Below are 19,500 nucleotides of genomic sequence, written 5' to 3'. Positions count from 1 at the left end.
CCCACGCTCCTCGCGGTCACGAGGAGCGACTGCGAGACGGGTCCGGAATACCACCACCGCCGCTGGTTTCAACCCACGCTCCTCGCGGTCACGAGGAGCGACGACTCCAGGCCGGCGCTCTCCGCCGCGCGGAAGTTTCAACCCACGCTCCTCGCGGTCACGAGGAGCGACGGGGCGGCGCCTCAACCGTCACCCGCGACGCGAGGTTTCAACCCACGCTCCTCGCGGTCACGAGGAGCGACCACGGGCTGGACGATGACCCGGCGCTGGCGGGGAAGATGGTGTCGCGTTTCAACCCACGCTCCTCGCGGTCACGAGGAGCGACCGTGGGCGAAGGTCGCCATCAACGCGTTGGTCGGGTTTCAACCCACGCTCCTCGCGGTCACGAGGAGCGACTCTGCCCTCCCAAGCTACCAGAACTCCAAGGGAATCCAGCCGCTTCGCGCGAACCTGGCTCCACTCGAGTCACCCAGCCCGAGTCGGCGGCTCCCCAGCCCGCGCAACCTCTGAAGACTATTGGTGATTTCAAAGAGCGCGAACCTCCGACGGAGCCCACACCAGCACAGGTCCGCGCGGCCCGTGAGTCGCAGCCGCGAGCAGCCCAGCCGAACCGCCCGCGCCACACGGCGGCCCGGCCGGGCGTCATGACCGGGAAGGTCCACCCGCTCATGGAGCAGCCGACCCAGCGCGGTGTTCACATCCTCCCGCCACAACTGCTCGACATGGATGAGCGCGGCCTGCCGTTCGCAGAACAGCAGGTGCTGCAGGGCGGACAGCGCTACCCACGTCTCACGGGTGTCGCTCATCCCGCCAGGTCCATCACCTCGATGCCCTCGGGCAGCTTCGCTGTGTCCACCGTCACCGAGTAGTCCGTGAACGCCCGAGCGGGCTTCTCCGGCTGCACGGGAGCAATCCGGACGCGGTCGAACAGGGCATGCGCGGGTGCATTGCCCAGCTCGGAGCCGTGCTTGAAGACGATGACCTTGCGCATGGACATCAGTCCGCGCGCGGCGCTGCGGTCCAATTCGAACATGTTCGCGAAGGACTTGAACAACAGCTCCAGGTCCGTCGAGTTGAAGCCGGTCTGCCTCGCGAGGTGCGGCGAGATGAAGCCGTGCGCGCGATAGAGCCCGTAGGGCACGGTGTTCTTGCGCCCCATGGTCCGGTTGTCTCCGCCCTGTTTCTCCGCTTCGGCCTCCGTGGCCACGGCCATGCGAGTGATGGAGTGCTCCTGAGAGACAATGGGGCTCACGGACCGCGCGAAGGTGAGCTGCACCGGTCCGCGCACCTGTCCCGCGTTGGCGCCCGTGGACATGACGGCACCGAAGGTGCGGACATCGAAGAACGTCTTGCACATCCAAACCCGCCCCTGCTCGACTTCCGAGCCCTGGGCCTTTCCCTTGTTGTCGCGCTTCTTGCCGTCCTTCTCCACCTTGGGCTTCTCGTTCAGGTCGATGCCCAGTCCCTTGTACGCGTCGTTGATGGACACGTTCAGGATGGCCTTCTCCTTCACGAAGATGTCGAACCCCGGCTTCTTCTCCTGGGTGAGCTGGATGAAGTTGCGCACCTTGCGCTTGAGGCTCACGTCGGTCACCAGCCCGTGGCCCGTCTCCGGGTCGATGCGCGGCAGGTTGCCCGCGTCGGGGTCACCATTGGGATTGCCGTCCTGGACGTCGAACAGCAGGACGAAGTCGTGGCGGTTCTTGAGTTCGGTCATGGCGTTCTCTCTCTGGAATGGGTGGAAGCGGAAGCGAGGTCAGTCGGCGGACTCTTCCTTCGGAGGCTTGGGCTCGGAGGGCGTGCGCTTGGAGAAAAACGCCTCGCGCTGGTGGTAGTAGCCCACCGCGAAGAGGCCCTGCGCGTTGAGGTCGAAGACGCTGGGCAGGAAGTCGGGCTCCACCAGGGCCATCACCTCGGCCTTCGTCCGCTCCAGCCACCTGCCCTCGTCACCCGCCTTGGCGGCATGATGGATGGAGAGCGGCAGCAGTCGGGAGAAGGCCAGCGCGGGCGTGCGCGACGCCGAGGCGAAGTAGCGGTCCCGAATGGTGGAGTTGAGGTCGCTCCCCAGCGCCACGGCCTGCAAGCGCTCCAGCACGGCGAAGAGACGGCCCAGGACGTACGGCTGGAGCCGGTTGTTCTTGTCCAATGACACGGTGACCTCCTGAGAAAAAGCATGACTGCGAATGAGGGTGGCCTTGATGAGCGCGACACGGAGACGGAGTTGCTCGCGCTCCAGCTTCCCGTCAGCAGGGGGAAGCCGGAGCCGGTCCAGGGATGCGGAGAGGAGCTGACGCGGGAACGGATGTCCTCGGAGCGCGGCGCCCATCATCCGGGTGGCGAGGTCCGGTGACAGCCCCTTGCCCGACGGCGCCTCCACGGCCTTGAGCAGTCGCCACACGGGGATGGGCTGGTCCGGCTTCGCCTCGCCCAGGCGCAGGTCATCGAAGTAGCGACGGATGTTCCGCTTCACCTCACCGACGCTCGTCTGGAACCAGTCGCGCACGGCGACTCGGCCTGAGTTTCCCGCGAGCGTCACGGAGTAGAAGTTCCGTTCGTCCAGGTCCCCAGGTTCCAGTCCACGCAAGGGAGCCTCGAGGAAGCGTCGGAGGCCCTCTTCCGTCGGGTCCATCCAGTTGAGCAGCAGGCTCTCCTGCTCCGCGTTGCTGTTCGTCCAGAACGCCAGCACCGAGTCCTCACCGAGCTGGATGCCTTGTCGATAACGGCGCTCCTCCGACCTGCGCAGCAGGTCATTCAGGGCGAGCACGTACCCCAGCGCCGCCTGTTGGGAGATGGGGGCGTTCTCCCCCTGCTCCAGCCCATGGGACTCAAAGGCATCCGCATTGAAGGACACCAGTGAAGCGCCCGCTCCCTGCGTCTGGGGAATGTACTTGAGCTTGGGATGGGTCTCCGCGAGCACCGCGTTCCTGCCACTCACCAGGCACAGTCCCGTGCGCCCCAGCGCCGCCGCCTGCTCGCTTCGCCGCTCCCACCACGCACGGACCTCCGGGAGTTGGTGCACGGGTGTGACGGAATCCCCGACGACGAAGGCGAGCATCTCCGACCCGGTCCATTCGTTTTCGGGCCGCTCCGCGAGCGCCTTCGCGCGCGCCTTCTCATTCGCGAGGAACGCCTCCACCGCGCGCAATTCGGGCACGTCAGTCTGGGCCACGGCCTCCCGCAGCAACTTCAAGAAGGCCGCGAAGCGCACCGCGCCCTTCCCCGCCTTTCCCGCGCGCGCGGAGGGCTCCTCCTCCTTCTCGTGCCCGAGCACGTACTTCGAGTTGTCCACCACGAAGCCCGCCGCGATGTTCACCGAGCGCTGGGGAATGCGCGGAATCAACACGGGCAGCCCCTTCCCGCGCTCATCCTGCGTGGGCACCAACCCCAGGAACTTCCCCTCCGGACTCAGCCGAATCTGGAAGTCCACGGCCTTCGTCTCATAGAGCGGGTCATCGAGGAGCCCACGCTCCCGAGCGAAGTCGTTGAGCGCAGTGAGCATCATGACGGACCTCCATTGCGTTCCAGCACCTGCTCCCACGTCGGCACCTGGAGCACGCCGTGGTCCAGGTACGCGTCGAAGAACAGGGGCCGAGTCGCCGCGCCCGCGTCACCGAAGGCGAAGTCGTAGAACATGAGCCCGAGCGGTCTGCGCCCCAGCCCCGCTTCCGAGGGACTCAAGTCCTCCCCCGCGGGCGCCACCCGGGCGTCGAACTCGCGGCACCCCAGGTACGGTGCGTGGAAGAACTGTCCCTTCTCCAATCGCCGCTCGAACATCTCCTCGAATTTGCGGACGTTGTCCTCGGCGCCCGTTTTGCCGGGCACCAGGGTGAAGGACGCGGTCATGACGTAGTCCACGTCACGCAGCGCCACCGTGTTGCGTTGCGAGCGGTCCTCGTCCGCCGCGTAGTCGAACTTCCCCACCACCGCGCGGTCGTTCACCTCGTTGCGGCGAAAGCTCGTCCACTTCACTGGCTTCAGGACGGCGATTTCGTGGAGGTGCCAACGAATCGCCGGCTTCCAGAGGATGGCCTCCAACACGCCTCTCGCCGCCGAGGGGGTCATGACCTCGTAGCTGACCCGCTCGGCCTTCATCTCCGGCCGCGTGAAGCACGCTATCGGCCCGCTGGCACGCACGCGGAACCGTCTGCTCGCTGCTGTCTTCATCCACACCTCCAGAAGTCCATCAACCGGGGATGAGCACTCCCGGGTCGAGAATCCCCACCCGGGTCGGCACCAGGCCGAACTTCTCGTCGTACGCGGGGCCATGCTCCGGCCCGAGAAACACCACGGTGTCCGCGACGAACCGCGCCAGCTCGCGCGACACCCACGCCTCGCGCACCTTGCGCGGCACCGTGACCGTGAAGCGCTGCAAGGCCCGCAAGCGGTCTCGCGAGGGTCCCAGTTTCCGAAGCGCGTCGAGCAGCGGCTCGCAGCCCGCGTAGGGCACGACGACGGGAGCGCTCCACGTGTCCTCCACGAGCTTGAAGTGCTCGGAGACCGCCTCGAAGCGCAGTGCCTTGCGCATGTCCTGGATGCCCTTGCCGTCACTGACCGCCGTGGCGTAGAGCCGCTCGAAGTAGCGCTTGAAGCTCTCGGGCGCGAACAGGTCCAGGTCCGGCCGCTGCGTCAGCATCGTCCTGGCGACGCCCAGCGCGGTCTGGAGAACTCCACGAGGAGGCTCCGTCTCCGCCTCGAAGACGCGCAGCTCCCCGAGCCCCTCCAACAGGCCCTCGCGGTTGCACCGCCCCGCCGCCTGCGCGAGCGCCTCCAATCCCGCCATGCTCCGGTAGACGACACGGAAGTCGAGGTCCACTCCCGCCTCCACCAACTGGGTCGCCACCAGTCGCACGGGCTCGCCGCGTTGCTTGAGTGCCTTGATTCGCGCGAGCACCGACGAGCGGTGCTCCGGACACATCAGCGCGGACAGGTGCAACGTCGTCCCAGGGTTCCCCAGCAGGGCCTCCACCTGCTCATAGAGCCCACGCGCATCGTCACGCCTGTGGACCACCGCGAGCACGTCCCGCTCTCGCGCCACGGCTTCGGCCAGCTCGGCGTAGGAGGTCTTCTCCCGTCCCTTGGGCCACTGGACCTTCACGCGGCGCAGGCGCTCGAACGCGCGCACCTCTGGCGGCACCAGCTCCCGAACGGTTGGGAACCCCATCGGAAAATCCGGCCGCCGTCCCAGCGCGGGCTGCGTCGCCGTGCAGATGACCACCGAGCAGCCGTAGTCCTCCACCAGGGTGCCCAGACCATCCAGGATGGTCGTCAAGAGCGCCGGCGGAAGCGTCTGTGCCTCGTCGAGCACGATGACGCTGTGAGCGATGTTGTGCAGCTTGCGGCACGCCGACGGACGGTTCGCGAAGAGGCTCTCCAGGAGCTGCACGGTGGTGGTGACGACGACCGGCGCATCCCAGTTCTCGCTGGCCACCCGGTTGTGTGCCGTCTCACGCAACGGATCCACCGCGGAGTGGTGCTCGATGACCGCGCTTCCGTGCGCACCGAATGCCTCCCGGTACACGGCGGCGCTCTGCTCGATGATGGACGTATAGGGAATGGCGACGATGACGCGCCGGAGCCCGTGGGCACGGGCGTGCTCCAGCGCGAAGGCCATGGACGCGAGCGTCTTCCCACCGCCCGTGGGCACGGTGAGGCTGAAGACGCCCGGAGGACTCGGCGCCGTCGCGAGCACGGCGGAGAGCACCTCACGACGAACGCGGTTCACCTCCGTGTCCGGCGCTCCACTCTGCTTCTTGTCCATGAAGGCGTGCAGCGGGGTGGCGAGCTGCTCCAGCGTCACGCCGACCCGCCGCTCCGTGCCACGGGTGGCATCGAAGAACGCCTCGGTGTCGAGGAAGTCCGCATCACAGAGTGACGAGAAGAGCATCCGCGTCCAGAACTCGAGCCGGTGCGGCGGGAGCTTCAGCAGGGGCGCGACGGACAGCCCCGCCGGAGACACTCGAAGGTCCTCGGGGATGCCCGGGGTCAGGGCCTCCTGGAGGAGTGCCTTCTTCTCCGGACGTCCGACGCGCTCCTTGAACTTCTCCAGGTCCGACAGGCCCCCATGATGTCCCGCGATGGCCATCGCCACGGGAAGCAGACCGCGGTCCACGCCCAGCGCCCACAACGCCCCGGCGGTCGCATGGTCTCGGTCCGTCGACGCATCCACATTCTCCAGGTGCGCCTCGAAGCCATTCTCCTTCCGGATGCGGAACTGGAAGTGACGTCTGTATTTACCCAGGTCATGCCAGCGCCCTGTCGCGAGCGCTGGCACCTTCATGTCCTCGCGAGGCGCGAACTCCTCGGCGAGACTCCCGACAGCCTCCAGGTGCTCACGCAGGAGATGCGGGCGCATCGTCTCCGTGACATGAGCGAGCGGCTCTGCCGTCATGACGCGCGGCGGTTCATTCTCTGCCATCGCCATCCCCCATGACCTGGCCGAACCTCCCAGGTCATCTCAAGCACCGTACAGCACCAATGACTTATCGCCACCGCGCTGCCCACGGAGCGGTCAATTCCTCACATCTGCCCGAGGTATGACATCACCCTGATGGGTCGTCTCTACTCCCCAGGGGGTATGGACGCGCCATCAGATCACTGCGTCCAGTTCGACTGACGGAGAAGCCACGTCCTCGAGCTCCCATGCCTGCCCTGCTCGCCAGTCTCCACCGTCCCGCCGGGCCCTTGCCTGCTTGCCCAGACAGACCGGACGCGCGTGACGATATTCCGCCCACGCCGCGGCTCGTCATGAGTCTCGGCTTCAGTGGATTCAGAGTGAATCCCGACGCGCGAGGAGGTGTACCGTGCTGAATACCGAACTCGTTGGCGAGCCCCTTCTTCACCTCGAAAGCCGCCGCCTGCTGGCTGAAGCCAGACGGGTCGTCCCGGAGGCTTTCGACTCTCAAGGCCGACTGCTCTCTCCCATCGCGGGCGCGTGGGTCCGTCCGCCTGCCTGGTTCGACGCCATCTCACCCATCGACGGAAAGGTCCTCGCCGAGCTGCCTTTGCTCGACGCCGCCCAGGTCGCCACGGGCGTCGAGAAGGCCGCCGGCGAGTTCATCCCGTGGGCCGCCCACTCCCTCGAGGACCGCAGCCGCGCCGTCATCGCCGCGGTGGACCTGCTCAAGGAGCACCGCGACCTGCTCGTGCGAATCCTCGCGTGGGATATCGGCAAGACACTGCCCACGGCCTACAACGACGTGGACCGGTGTCTCGCGGGCATCGAGTGGTACCTGGAGCAGATGGGCCCGATGCTCGAAAGCCGGCAACCGCTCGGCCTCGTGTCGAACATCGCCTCCTGGAACTATCCCTTCTCCGTGCTGCTGCTCAACGTGCTCGTCCAGACGCTCGCGGGCAACTCGGTCATCGCGAAGATTCCGACGCAAGGGGGCGGTGTCTCGCTCACCGTCGCCTTCGCCCTGCTGCGCCGCGCGAAGCTGCCTGTTTCGCTCGCGGGTGGACGCGGAAGAGACCTCTCCGAATCACTCGTCGGCCACCCGCGCATCGCCGGGGTCGCCTTCATCGGCGGCCGAGCCAACGGCGCCGAGGTCCACCGCCGCCTGCGCGCCACCGACAAGCGCTACGCCCTGGAGATGGAAGGCGTGAATGCCTACGCCGTCACCTCCTTCTCGGACTGGGACAAGCTCGGCCAGCAGATTCGCGCGGGCTTCGACTTCGGCAAGCAACGCTGCACCGCCTACACGCGCTGGGTCGTGGAGCAATCGCTCGTCCCCAAATTCGTGCGGACGTACGTGGACGCCGTGTCCGCGCTCCGCGTCGGCAACCCGCTCCTGGGCGCGCCCGTGGACTTCGGGCCCCTCATCTCGCCGAGCAAGGTCGAGGAGCTTCGCGCCCTCATCACTGACGCGAAGGAGCACGGCACCGCGGTGCTGTTCCAGGGCGAGCTCGCGGACGACGCCTTCACCGCACAGCAGGAGCGAGGCGCCTACCTGCCTCCCACCCTGCTCTTCGGCGTCCATCGCGACAGCGAGCTGTACCTGCGCGAGCCCTTCGGGCCCATCGACGTGTTGATCTCCGTCGACTCCGAGGAGGAGCTGGTCCGGGAGGCCAACGTCTCCAACGGCGCGCTCGTGGCCTCCGTGGCGACGGATGACCCCGACCTCGCCGAGCGCATCGCCGGAAGGCTCCACGCCTTCAAGGTCGGCATCAACAAGCTGCGCTCACGCGGAGACCGCGAAGAGTCCTTCGGAGGAAAGGGCGGCTCCTGGGCCGGCGCCTTCGTCGGCGGCACGCACCTGGTGCGAGCCTTCACCGACGGGCCTCATCCCCTCGAAGGCAACTGGCCGGACTGACCTCGCCAGGCCCCAGGAAAGACGAAGGGCGAGCCCCCGGGAGTCACTCACCCCGAGGCGCTCGCCCTCGCGTCAACACACCGCGCCCGCGTCAGTCCAGGTTGCGGACGCCCACGTGGACATGGTCATCGTGGTCGATGTTCGAGCCCCAGAGCACCTGAACCCGGTACTCCTTGTCTTGGAAGGTGAACGGCTGCTTGTGGTACGTGCCGAGCTGGTCGACGGGAAAGCCGTAGGCCTTGGCAATCGCCTCGGCCAGCTTGGTGCCCTTCGTGCCCTCCGCCGGGAAGTCGTAGGCGTACGCGTTCGTCTGCGACGTGTGGTGGTCGGAGGTGGACTTCGAACCAATCGACCCCGTCTTGGTGCGCTTGGTGCTGGAGACCGAGAACCCCATCTCCGTCGAGATGTCCTTGGCCCGCTGCGCCGCCAGCTGCGCGCCGCTCCACGCCTCGCGCATCGCCGGCGTCTCGAGGCGGTTGGCCGCCGCCATCAGCCCCTGGGTGCTCAGGGTTCCCGTGAACGAGGTCGGCTGTCCCAGCGGGTTGGCGGACAACACCGAGGCCGCGGTGAAGCCCGGCGGCTGCCCCGCAACCACCTGCTGCGAGATGGGCGTGGGCGAGAGCATCGACAGCTGGGGGTTGATGTCCACCGGGGCCGCGGGGGGCGCCGCCGTGAAGGCGTCCACCTGCAGGGAGGCCTGGACCGCCTGAGCCGCCGCGGCGGCCTTCGCTGCTTCCGCCTTCGCCGCTTCCGCCTTCGCGGCCTCGGCCTTCGCCGCATCCGCCTTCGCCGCATCCGCGCGAGCGGACTCGGTCGATTCGGACCGGGTGGAGGACTCAGACCTGCTGGCGCTGTCTGCGCCCCTGCTGCCGCCAGAACTACCACTCACGCTGGACATGTGCGGACCTCAGTCAAAACACGGGAAAGCCCCGCGTCGATTATCACCCGACAAACGTGGAAGTTGCGCTCAGCCCTCCAGGTGGGGACGAAAGCCAGCCGCTCCCTCGAGGAAGCGTGCTTGAGACATGTCTGTTTCTCATCCCTCGCGAATCCACCCGCGACACGCCACGGGGGTGGGACGGCGCGGACCCCGGCTCCGAGCCCCGCGAGGCCTCTTCGTTCCGCTCAGCGCGAGGTGTTCAGTCGTACGTAGTGCGGACGCTCTGCCCGCACGCCATTGCCAGTCCTTGACGCGGCGCGGTTAAGTTGCCGGCCATGAACCGCGAATACCACCGCTGGCACAGCGAGCGCCTGCATCGGGACATGGAGTTGCTGCTCTTCGGCCACTCCGGGGAACCGGTGCTGCTGCTCCCCACCAGTCGGGGGCGCTTCTACCAGGCCGAGGACTTCGGCCTCATCGGCGCCATCGCCGACCGCATCCAGTCCGGCCGCTACGTCGTCGTGTGCCCGGACTCGGTGGACGAGGAGTCGTGGTTCAACAAGTCCATCCATCCCCATGACCGCATCGCCCGCCACCAGGAGTGGGAGGCATATCTCTTGAACGAGGTGGTGCCGCTGCTCTTGAGTCGGAGCACGGGAGGCCGGCTCACGCTGGCCGGGTGCAGCTTCGGCGGCTTCCACACGTACAACGTGGGCCTGCGCCATCCGGACGTCTTCCGCCGGCTCATCTCCATGGGCGGCAAGTTCGAGACGGACGAGTTCCTCGACGGCCACCACGACTCGGACGTCTACTACCACTCCGCCACGCAGTGGCTGCCCAACGTCACCGACGGCAACCAGCTCTCCGCGCTCCAGCGCGTGGAGATGGTGCTCGCGGTGGGCGAGCACGACTTCTGCCGAGGCTCCAACGAGCACCTCTCCAGCCTGCTCTGGAAGAAGGACCTGGCCCACCAGCTCGCCATCTGGCAGGGCGGCAATCACGACTGGCCCGTGTGGCGGGAGATGATTCAGCAGTACCTGCCCTGGTAGTCGCCGGGCATCAAGGCGCCGGGCCCGCTCAGGACTCGAGCGGGCGCAGCGTGCCGGCGCTCACGCGGTTGAAGCGCCAGAGCAACGAGAGGGCCACCGCGATGAGGCCCGCGCACAGGCCCCACCAGATACCCACCACGCCCAGCCCCAGCTTGAAGCCCAGGAGCCAGGTGAGCGGCAGGCCGATGGCGTAGTGCCCCACCATGTTGGCCAGGAAGGTGAAGCGCGTGTCCCCGGCCCCGCGCAGCACGCCCGCGCCCACGCCCTGCACGCCGTCGAACACCTGGAAGATGGCGCTCACCATCAACAGGGGCACCACCAGCGGCAGCACGTCGTCCGGCGCGCCCGCCAACTTCGCCAGCGCCGTGGGGAACAGGGCGAACACCAGGGCGCCTACCGCCATGAACCCCGCGCCTCCCGCGAAGGCCATGAAGCCGCTCAGCCGCGCCCTGGGCGTGTCATGCGCGCCCACCGCCCAGCCCACCCGGACGCTGCCGGCGTTGCCGATGCCCATGGCCACCGTGAAGGTGACGCTCGAAAAAGCGATGGCGATTTGATGCGCGCCCACGCTGGCCGGCCCCAGCCCCGCGGCCAGCACGCCGGCCAGGGCGAAGACGCCAATCTCCGCGGCGATGTGCAGGCCAATGGGCACGCCCACCCGGGCCGCCTGCGCCAGGTCTCGCCACACCGGCAGGCGCGTGGGCCTCGGGCCGCTCTCCGCGGGCAACCTCGACACCGCGTACACCACCACGCCCATCTGCAACAACGTGCACAGCGACGTCGCCAGCGCCGAGCCCGCCACACCCATCGCGGGCACCGCGCGCAGCGGCCCGAAGTACTCCGGCAGCCCCGCGCCACCAAACACCAGCAGGATGTCCGCGAACAGGTTCAGGACGTTGGCGAGCACCGTCGCCACCACCAGGGGCCGCGTGAAGGCGGTGGACTGGAGGTAGGAGCGCATCGTCAGGAAGGCCAGCATCAAAGGCATGCTCGGCGCGCGCCACAGCAGGTAGTCCCAGGCGCCGTCGATTTCCGTCGCGCCAATGCCCGCCAGTGGCAACAGCAACGGAGTCAACAACAGCAATCCGCTCAACAGCAGTCCGGCGAACAGGGACATCCATCCGCCTTGCCAGAGCAGCGCCCGCGCCCGCGCCATGGCCCGGCCACCCACCGCCTGGGACAGCAGCGGGTCAAAGCCCATCATCAGGCCCATGCCGAAGCCGCTCATGGCGAAGAACAGGCCATTGCCCAGCCCCACCGAGGCCAGCGCTGAGGTGCCGGCCCGACCCACCACGAGCGTGTCCACCAGGCCCATGAGTGACTGGCCGCCCTGGGCGATGGCGATGGGCACGGCGAGCCGGGTCAGCGCGCGAAACTCCGCGACGATGAGCCCCCGACGGGTTTGCGGCGGCTGAGACGGAGCGGAAGGTGCGACGGCGGTGGACATGACGGCCCGGCCTATAGCGCCTTCCGAAGTGGAATGCGCCAATCGCGAGGGACGCCTCTTTGCCCGCCCACCTGACCTGCCCGGGCGGTGGACCGTCTCCTGAAAAAGACAGGGGCCCCCGGACATCCACTGTCCCGAGGGCCCCGACCCATCACGTCATGTCACGCCCGCGTCGGCGCGGGTGCGACTTCAGCGCACGGGCGGCTGGAACACCGTGGTGGCCACCGGCGTCTGGAGCGAGCCCACCTTCGACGCGCGGATGCCGGCGTCGGTGATGGCGTACACGTAGTCGTCCGCCATGACGCTGCGGCGCACGGAGGGCGACCAGTACCAGCTCCACTGGGGCTCGTTGAAGCGCTGGTACACGTCCTTCATCGACAGCGCGCCCACCGGCGTGAAGCCCGTGGCCGTGTCCACGCGGAACACGCGCAGCTCGCTCGTGAAGCCCGTCCAGTAGTCGTACCCGTTGTTGTAGTTCCAGTCCGTGAAGGGCAGGGCCAGCAGGCCCTTGGCGGGGAAGAAGTTGAACGCCTTGTGGTCGCCCTGCGCGTCGCTGTAGCTGTTCGTCCCGCCCATCCGATGCGTGAAGGCCTCCTTCGGGTGGGCCAAATCCGTCACGTCGAACAGCGACAGCTTCAGCGCGCGGCTGGTCCAGGTCCCGTCCTCGGCTCGGTCCTCGCCGAAGGTGAGCAGGTGCGTGTCACCCAGCGGGTGGATGTACGTGGAGAAGCCCGGAATCTTCAGCTCGCCCACCTTGCGCGGGTGCGCCGGGTCACTCAGGTCGAAGGTGAAGAGCGGGTCCGTCTGGCGGAAGGTGACGACGTAGCCCTTCTTGCCCACGAAGCGCGCGCTGAAGATGCGCTCGCCCGCCGCCAGGTCCTCGCTGCGACCCAGCTCCTGGAGGTGTCCGCCCTCGGCGCCGAACGTGACGACGCGGCTGTGGGTCTCCATCGAGTTGGGGACGGACACGCCGTCATTGCCATTGTTGGTGGGGTCGGCGACGCGCCAGGTGCTCACCGTGGTGGCCACGCGCAGCACGCCCTCGTGCTCGTCCATGGCGAACTGGTTCACCAGGCTGCCCTCCAGCGTGCCGCTGCCCGCGTACGTCGCGCGGTTCGGCTCGCTGAGGTCGAACTTGTGCAGGTACGTGTGGTCGGACTGGTTCGCCTCCGGCCACCACCACCAGTGCGACGCCGCCAGGTAGAGCGCCTCCGTGGACGCGTACACCGTGCCGGGCGCCGACACGATGCTGGTGCGGCCCAGGGGAGCCGCGCCCTCCGCGGCGTCCAGGTCCAGCGACAGCACCGTCACGAAGCCCAGCCCGGTGGGCGCGTTGGAGCGGTAGAAGTCCCCGCACGACACGGGCAGCGGCGTGACGGTTCCATCCTCGGCCACGTGCTTGCCCGGAGCCACCCAGTCCGCCAGCGTCTGCGCCCGGATGAGCTGCTCGTTCTTCACGAGGAGCGCGTCGATGGCCTCGTTCATCTGCTTCTTGCTGCGCTCCAGCGACGACGAGTACTCGGGATAGAAGCGCACGTCCGCCGGCCAGCGGAAGTCGTCCGACAACACCAGCCGCACCGCGCCGTCCATGCGACGGGCGCTGAGGTACGAACCCGGCAGGAACACCTGCTGCTTCACCTGGGGCGAGGACAGGTTGGACACGTCCACCACCGTCACCTTCAGCGTGTCGCCCCCCATGTAGCCGCACCGGAAGCCCGCGCAGTCCATGACGGGCGCGCCCGTGAGCAAGCCGCCCCACACCGTGGGACGTCCCGGACGGTCGTCATCCACCTGCGAGGTGATGACCAGCCGCTTGCGCTCCTTGTCGTAGAGCATCTCCCGGGGCCAGCCCTGGATTTCCATCGACGAGGCCAGGGTGAGCTGCTCCGCGGGCCAGGAGCGGTGCAGGTACAGCCGGGGTCCGGACAGCACGAAGATGTGCGTGCCGTCGTTCTGCACGAAGTCCGCCTCGTGCACGCCCGCCACCTGGTTGTTGGTGCCCGTGTAGTCATCCGGCCCGCGCGGCGAGCCGCCTCCCGAGCTGGCGTCGCCTTCCGTGGGGGCGTCCGCCCTGGGCGGCATCGAGCCGTCACCGAACAGCCAGCCGCCATTGCGAGGCCGCATCTGCTCCAGCGACGCGCGCATCCTCCGGGTCGCCGTGTCCTCGATGTACTGCTCCAGCGGAGCACAGTCCTCGAAGGACTCCAGCCGGGCCTGCTGCTGCACCGGTTCGTTCTCTACCTTCGGGTACTCCGGGTCATCCCCGCAGCCCACCGCCGCCACCGCCGCCAGTCCCACCCACCCGTAGCGCTTCCATTGCCGCATGAGGCTCCTCCCTTTTCGCGTCTTGGCCCCATCCGGCGCGCGAGCTGGTTCGTCCAGCCCCGCCACGTCCAGATGGCTCAACGGTCCGGGCGCGCTCTTGCCACCGTCATGCCAGCACCGGGCAGACAGAGGACTCCGGGATTTCCAGGGGGTTGCGGGAGACAGTGCCTCTCAGAAACCTGAGGAGCGAGGAGTCCCCGAGGGGGAAAAACCGTGGGTCCTGGGCACGAAGCGGACGAACTGCTGCGTCAGCGCCGGGTCCATGCGCTCCAGTCGCAGGCCCATGCCGGCCGGAGCACGGAAGGGGCCCGGGGTGCGCGGCGGGTTGGACCAGACAACAGTGGCCTCGGCCGAGCAGGGCGTGCGCTGCCCGGCGAGCAGCACCTTCAGCGTCAGCCGGGTGCCCTCGCGCGCGGGGGTGAGGGTGCGCACGAAGAGGGCGTCGGGGCTGGCGTCGTGGCTGAAGCCCGTCAACGTCGCGCCACCGCCCACCGGGGCGAACTCCACCACGGTGAAGAAGGGCACGCGCTCCGCGGCGCGCAGCGGCACGCGCTCCGGGACGAGCCGCGACAGCACCCGCCCCAGGAGTTCATCCGCGCCCAGGTGCCGCTTCTCCAACAGCGGCGCCCCGGCGAGCACCTGCGCGCGGGCCAGCACGTCCGCGGACTCCTCCGCGCGCGACAAGAGCACCAGCGGCTTCTTCGGATTCGCCTCGCGCAGCTTCGTGGCCAGGGCCAGCGTCTCGCGCGGCGCTCGCGAGACATCCACGAGGAAGCCGTCGAGCAGGGCCGCGTGCTCGCTCGCGAGCTTCTCCGCGTCCACCGCGTCGCGCGCGTAGAGGACGTGCAGTCCCTCCTGTTCCAGCGCGCCGCCCAGGAAGGTGTGCAGGAAGCGCCCGCCCTCCACGAGCAGCATGCGGCGGCCCTTGGGAGGACCTTCCTTCGCGCGCTCGCGGGCGCCGCGCACGGCCACCAGCTTCGCCTGGAGAGCCTCCAGCGCCACGGGCTTGGGCAGGAAGTCGTCCGCGCCCGCGCGCCAGCAGTGCATGACCTCATGCGGCTCGCCGGCGGAGGTGAACATGATGACGGGCACGTTGCGGCCGGCCGGGTGCGCCTTCACCGCGCGGCACACCTCGTCGCCCTGCATGCGCTCCATGCGCAGGTCCATCAGGATGAGCATGGGCGCGCGGCGCGCGAGCTCCGACAGACACGCCTCGCCGCCATCCAGCGTCACCGGCTCACAGCCGAGCCGGGCCAGGTGCAACCTCACCACCTCGCGAGCCGTGCGCGAGTCATCCACCACGAACACGGCCTCGCGCGTGGTGGAGGTGGGCGCATTCATGGTCAGGCGCGCGGCTCCTGCTTGCCGGACAACAGCTGCGTGAGCTGACGGGCAATGGCGGCGCACTTCGCCGCGTCCTTGCTGTCCAGCGCGGAACGCCCGCCGTCGAGCAGCCGCTGCACCGTGCCCACCGCGGCGTCGGCCTCAGGGCTGGGGTTCTCCTGCGCGCTCTTCTGGAGCATCCGCGCCAGCTTCTCGCCGCGCTCCAGCAGCTTGCGGAACAGCTCCTCCGCGCGCTTCGCGTCCACCACGCCCTGCGACTTCGCGTAGTTCGCCTGCTCCGCGCCCAGCTTCTCCGCCTCGCCGTGCGGCAGACCCGCGCGGGCCTCCAGGCGCACCGTCTCCATGTTGCCGGTGGTCAGGTCGGTGGCCTTCACGGACAGAATCGCCTCGCCGGACAGCTCGAAGACGACCTCCAGCGGCACGTCACCACGCGCGGCCACGTGCAGGTTCTTGAGCACCACCTCGCCCAGCTTGTGGTTCTCGTCCTGGAACTCGCTCTCGCCCTGGTACACGGGGATGCGCGCCTCGGCCTGGCCGGACGTCCCGGGGAAGAAGATGTCGCGCGCGACGACGGGCACGCCCGTGTTCTTCGCGATGAGCCGCTTCACGCGTCCGCCCAGCACGCCCACGCCCAGGCTCTGGCTGGCCACGTCCAACAGCAGCGCCTGCCCCGACTGGCGCAACAGCTCGTCCGCCTGCACCGCCGCGCCCAGCGCCACGGCCTCGTCCGGGTGCACGTCCGTGGACGGCGCGCGGCCGAAGAAGTCCGCCACCAGCCGGCGCACCAGCGGCACGCGCGTCATGCCGCCCACCAGCAGCACCACGTCCACCGAGCGCGGGTTCATCTTCGCTTCATGCATCACGCCCTGACACACCTCCAGGCAGCGGCGCGACAGCGGCTCCGACAGCGTCTCGAAGAAGGAGCGCGTGAGCACCGTCTCCAGCTCCGTGCGCCGGCCTCCCGTGGAATGGTCGCCCAGCCCCGACACGGAGACGGTCGCCTCCTCGTGCTCGGTCAGCTCGCGCTTGGCCGCCTCCGCCGCGACCTTCAGGCGCCGCAGGCTCTGCGCATCCTGGGACACGACATGGCGGAGCTCGTCGTCCACCTGCGCGAGCAGCCATTGGACGATGCGTTGATCAAAGTCCTCGCCACCCAGGCGAGGGTCGCCGCCAGTGGCCCGCACCTCGAAGACGCCGGACTTCACGTCGAGGATGGAGACATCGAACGTGCCGCCGCCCAAATCAAACACCAGCGCGCTGCCCTCGAAGCCGCGTGACAGGCCGTACGCGAGCGCCGCCGCGGTCGGCTCGTTCACCAGCCGCACCACATCCAGCCCGGCGATGGAGGCCGCTTCCCGCGTGGCCTGGCGCTGGTTGTCGTCGAAGTTGGCGGGGACGGTGATGACACACTTGGTGACGGTGCGGCCGAAGTGCGCCTGCGCGTCGAGCGCCAGCTCCCCCAGAATCATCGCGGAGACCTGGGTGACGGGCAGCACGCGCCCGGCCAGCTTCACGCGAACGTCTCCGGAGGGACCGGCGACCAGTGGATATGGAACGAGGGCCTTTGCTTGTTGCACCAATTCCGGCGTGTAGCGCCGGCCAAGGAAGCGCTTCGTGGCCCAGACAACGGAGTCGGGATGCTCCTCCGCGAGCGCTTGGGCTTGCTGCCCCACGACGCGCTCGCCGGCCTTCGTCACACCGAGCACGGAAGGCGTGAGGCGGCCTCCCGCGCGCGAGGGGATCAGGCGCGGTCGGCCGTCCTCCACGGTGGCGACGGCGCTGTTGGTGGTACCCAGGTCGATGCCGATGACGGGGTCGTGCATGGGGGCGGTCGGGACCCCACGGTACGGGTCTTGCCGCCTCCTCGCCAAGCCCCCTCTCGTCAGACCTGCCCTCCGCGCGTCGCTTCCCTGTCCGGCCAGGCACGTTGGCCGCGGAGGTGGACGCCCCTGGAGCACCATGCTAAGGGCGCGACCGCCATGGTGAACGTGTCCATTGCCCGCCGCTACGCCCGTGCCCTCCTCGACGTCTCGTCGGAGGTGGGCCGCATTGATGCCGTCGCCGAGCAGCTCTCCTCCTTCGCGGATATCTTCGCGAAGAACCCGGAGATGACGGACGTGCTCCACAACCCCATCTACTCCCGCGCGCAGCGAGCGCAGGTGGTGGAAGGGGTCATGAAGCTGGTCCCCAACCTGGAGCCGGTGCTGGCCAACACCCTGCGGCTGCTGGTGGACCGCAACCGCCTGCCCTACGTCGCCGACATCGCCCGCGTCTTCCGCGACATGGCCGACAGCCGGGCCGGACGCGTGCGCGGCAACGTCACCACCGCCGCCACCCTTCCCGCCGACACCCTGGCCGCGCTCCGCCAGTCGCTCCAGCAGATCACCCAGCGCGACGTCATCCTGGAGACGCGCGTGGACCCCAGCCTCCTCGGTGGCGTGTCCGCCCAGGTGGGCAGCATCCTCTACGACGGCAGCCTCCGCACCCAGTTGGAGGAGATGCGCCGCGAGTTGAAGCAGCACTAAGAGTACGGCCGCCGTCTGGCGGCCCACTCCGCAGGTCGTCCCTGCACCCCGCAGTCCGGGGCAAACCGGCATTTCCCGTTGCCCCTGGAGAGAGGTATACTCGGGGGAACGCGGGGTAACCCCGGGTTTTCTGGACGACCTCAACATGCCGCAGTCCCTGCTTCACCCCCTCCCCGGTGGCCCGCTCTTCGCGGTCGCCCCCGAAGAGGCCTGGCCCTTCCTTGGCGCGGTACTGAACGCGACGGGTTGTGGCATCGCCCTGTTGGACAGGGAGCTGCGGACCGTGTGGGTGAATGGCGCGCTGGCGTCGCTTTCCGGCATGGAGATGCGGGCCCACCTGGGGCGCCCGCTCGTCGACCTGTGGCCCAAGCTGGCGGTGTCCCTGGCCCCGCTGCTGTCTCGCGCGCTCTCTGGTGAGAGTGTGGTGGAGGCGCCAGTGACGGGGGTGCTGTCGTCGACGAGTGGAGAGCGCAGCCTGCGCGTGGCGCTGTCCCCGGCGCACCAGGCCGGCGTGCTCACGGGCGTGGTGATGTGGATGCGCGACGACACGGCGCGGACGCACGAGGAGGCCCGGCTTCGGGAGCGCGAATCGCACATGCGCAGCCTCGCGGACGTGGCCTGCGACGGGCACTTCCTGCATGAGAACGGCGTCGTCCTGGACGCCAACCGTGCGCTGGCCCACCTCCTGGGCCACGACTCGCCCCGGGATTTGATCGGCCACCACCTCATCGAGTGGGTGTCCCCCGAATACCGCCCCGCCGTCATGTCCGCCGTCGCCCGGGGGGTGGAGACGCCCTACGAGGTGATGTGCGTGCGCCGGGACGGCCAGCGCATTCCCCTGGAGGTGCTGGGCAAGCACGTCCTGTGGGAAGGCCGGCAGGTGCGACTCGCCGCCATCTGGGACATCAGCGGCCGCAAGGCGGCGGAGGAGCGGACGGAGCGCACCGAGCACTTCCGGGAGCAGCTGCTGGGCGTGGTGGGCAATGACTTGCGGACGCCCCTGCAGACCATCCAGATGGGCACCGGCGCCCTGCAGCGGCTGGGAGGAATGGAAGAGCCCCAGCAGCGACTGGTGGGCCACATGGCCCAGGCGGCCCGGCGGATGGAGCGGATGATCCACGAGCTGCTGGACTTCACCCGGGCCCGGCTGGCCGGCGGGCTGCCGGTGCGCCCGGAGTCGCTGATGCTGGACCGGCTGGTGGAGCGGGTGCTGGACGAGCGGCGACAGGCCCACCCCGGCCGCACCCTGCTGATGGAGACGCAGGGGGATTTGCGCGGCCACTGGGACGAGGCGAGGCTGACGCAGTTGGCGGACACGCTGCTGGGCAGCGTCCTGCAACACAGCACGGACACCACGCCGGTGTGGTTGAAGCTGGTGGGCTCGGTGGGAGGCGTGACGCTCTCCATCCGCAATGACTCGCTGACGGTGCCGGTGGAGGAGCACGCCACCCTCTTCGAGCCCTTCCGACGGGGCCGCCCCGCCAGCGCGGAGGGCCTGGGCCTGGGGCTCTACATCGCCCGCCAGGTGGCCGTGGCCCATGGGGGACGCCTCACGGTGGAGTCCTCCCAGGGTGGAACCCGCTTCGTCGTCTGGCTGCCCCGCGAGCCTCCCGGCCGCTGA

Annotated in this window: 14 protein-coding genes and 1 CRISPR repeat array (1 of these 15 only partly in view); of the genes, 4 read left to right on the top strand and 10 right to left on the bottom strand. The window is 68.8% G+C overall.

Annotated features, from left to right (window positions below):
• Window positions 1–396: direct repeats of the CRISPR family, unit length 37 nt; unit sequence GTTTCAACCCACGCTCCTCGCGGTCACGAGGAGCGAC (it extends 1,628 nt beyond the left edge of the window).
• A 14-nt stretch (window positions 397–410) separates the two neighbouring features.
• From HUA75_RS46645 to cas3, 5 genes are read right to left on the bottom strand one after another with little or no spacing between them, the layout of a single operon-like run.
• Complete coding sequence (locus HUA75_RS46645) at window positions 411–806, bottom strand: Dna2/Cas4 domain-containing protein (RefSeq protein ID WP_254627555.1); 396 nt, start codon at window positions 804–806, stop codon at window positions 411–413.
• Window positions 803–1,717, bottom strand: a complete 915-nt coding sequence (gene cas7c, locus HUA75_RS12840) for a type I-C CRISPR-associated protein Cas7/Csd2 (RefSeq protein WP_174486575.1) — start codon at window positions 1,715–1,717, stop codon at window positions 803–805. Before cas7c ends, HUA75_RS46645 begins: the two co-directional genes overlap by 4 nt.
• A 39-nt stretch (window positions 1,718–1,756) precedes the next feature.
• Window positions 1,757–3,502 (bottom strand): type I-C CRISPR-associated protein Cas8c/Csd1, encoded by a 1,746-nt coding sequence (gene cas8c / locus HUA75_RS12835; RefSeq protein ID WP_174460680.1) that lies wholly within the window; start codon window positions 3,500–3,502, stop codon window positions 1,757–1,759.
• Complete coding sequence (gene cas5c / locus HUA75_RS12830; RefSeq protein WP_174486574.1) at window positions 3,499–4,164, bottom strand: type I-C CRISPR-associated protein Cas5c; 666 nt, start codon at window positions 4,162–4,164, stop codon at window positions 3,499–3,501. Before cas5c ends, cas8c begins: the two co-directional genes overlap by 4 nt.
• A 19-nt stretch (window positions 4,165–4,183) precedes the next feature.
• On the bottom strand, window positions 4,184–6,352 hold the full coding sequence (gene cas3, locus HUA75_RS12825) for a CRISPR-associated helicase Cas3' (RefSeq protein ID WP_254627554.1): 2,169 nt from the start codon (window positions 6,350–6,352) through the stop codon (window positions 4,184–4,186).
• A 448-nt stretch (window positions 6,353–6,800) separates the two neighbouring features.
• Here cas3 and HUA75_RS12820 point away from each other — a divergent pair, with 448 nt between their 5' ends.
• Window positions 6,801–8,309 (top strand): aldehyde dehydrogenase family protein, encoded by a 1,509-nt coding sequence (locus HUA75_RS12820; RefSeq protein WP_174486572.1) that lies wholly within the window; start codon window positions 6,801–6,803, stop codon window positions 8,307–8,309.
• A gap of 91 nt (window positions 8,310–8,400) precedes the next feature.
• Here HUA75_RS12820 and HUA75_RS12815 read toward each other — a convergent pair whose 3' ends face one another.
• Complete coding sequence (locus HUA75_RS12815; RefSeq protein ID WP_174486571.1) at window positions 8,401–9,207, bottom strand: hypothetical protein; 807 nt, start codon at window positions 9,205–9,207, stop codon at window positions 8,401–8,403.
• Window positions 9,208–9,524: 317 nt separating this feature from the next.
• On the opposite strand from HUA75_RS12815, the gene HUA75_RS12810 reads away from it, so the two are divergent.
• On the top strand, window positions 9,525–10,238 hold the full coding sequence (locus tag HUA75_RS12810; protein WP_174486570.1) for an esterase family protein: 714 nt from the start codon (window positions 9,525–9,527) through the stop codon (window positions 10,236–10,238).
• A gap of 28 nt (window positions 10,239–10,266) precedes the next feature.
• On the opposite strand, the gene HUA75_RS12805 is transcribed toward HUA75_RS12810, so the two are convergent.
• The 4 genes from HUA75_RS12805 to HUA75_RS12790 form a co-directional block, all read right to left on the bottom strand.
• A complete protein-coding gene (locus HUA75_RS12805) occupies window positions 10,267–11,685 on the bottom strand; it encodes an MATE family efflux transporter (RefSeq protein ID WP_141640443.1) in 1,419 nt (472 codons plus the stop codon).
• A gap of 189 nt (window positions 11,686–11,874) precedes the next feature.
• Window positions 11,875–14,010: a beta-propeller domain-containing protein gene (locus tag HUA75_RS12800; protein WP_174486569.1), complete on the bottom strand. Its 2,136-nt coding sequence runs from the start codon at window positions 14,008–14,010 to the stop codon at window positions 11,875–11,877.
• A 171-nt stretch (window positions 14,011–14,181) separates the two neighbouring features.
• Window positions 14,182–15,351, bottom strand: a complete 1,170-nt coding sequence (locus tag HUA75_RS12795; protein WP_141640441.1) for a TIGR02266 family protein — start codon at window positions 15,349–15,351, stop codon at window positions 14,182–14,184.
• Window positions 15,352–15,353: 2 nt separating this feature from the next.
• Entirely contained in the window at window positions 15,354–17,177 is a 1,824-nt protein-coding gene (locus tag HUA75_RS12790) for an Hsp70 family protein (protein ID WP_141640440.1), read from the bottom strand.
• Between the two features lie 156 nt (window positions 17,178–17,333).
• On the opposite strand from HUA75_RS12790, the gene atpH reads away from it, so the two are divergent.
• Both atpH and HUA75_RS12780 read left to right on the top strand, forming a co-directional pair.
• Entirely contained in the window at window positions 17,334–17,879 is a 546-nt protein-coding gene (gene atpH, locus HUA75_RS12785; RefSeq protein WP_141640439.1) for an ATP synthase F1 subunit delta, read from the top strand.
• A 145-nt stretch (window positions 17,880–18,024) separates the two neighbouring features.
• The gene (locus HUA75_RS12780; protein ID WP_141640438.1) at window positions 18,025–19,500 is read left to right on the top strand and encodes a PAS domain-containing protein; all 1,476 of its coding nucleotides are present in this window, start codon (window positions 18,025–18,027) and stop codon (window positions 19,498–19,500) included.

Origin of the sequence: Myxococcus sp. CA040A (assembly GCF_013336725.1) — a bacterium.
Lineage (GTDB): Bacteria > Myxococcota > Myxococcia > Myxococcales > Myxococcaceae > Myxococcus > Myxococcus llanfairpwllgwyngyllgogerychwyrndrobwllllantysiliogogogochensis.
This window is presented reverse-complemented; position numbering and strand designations above follow the sequence as displayed.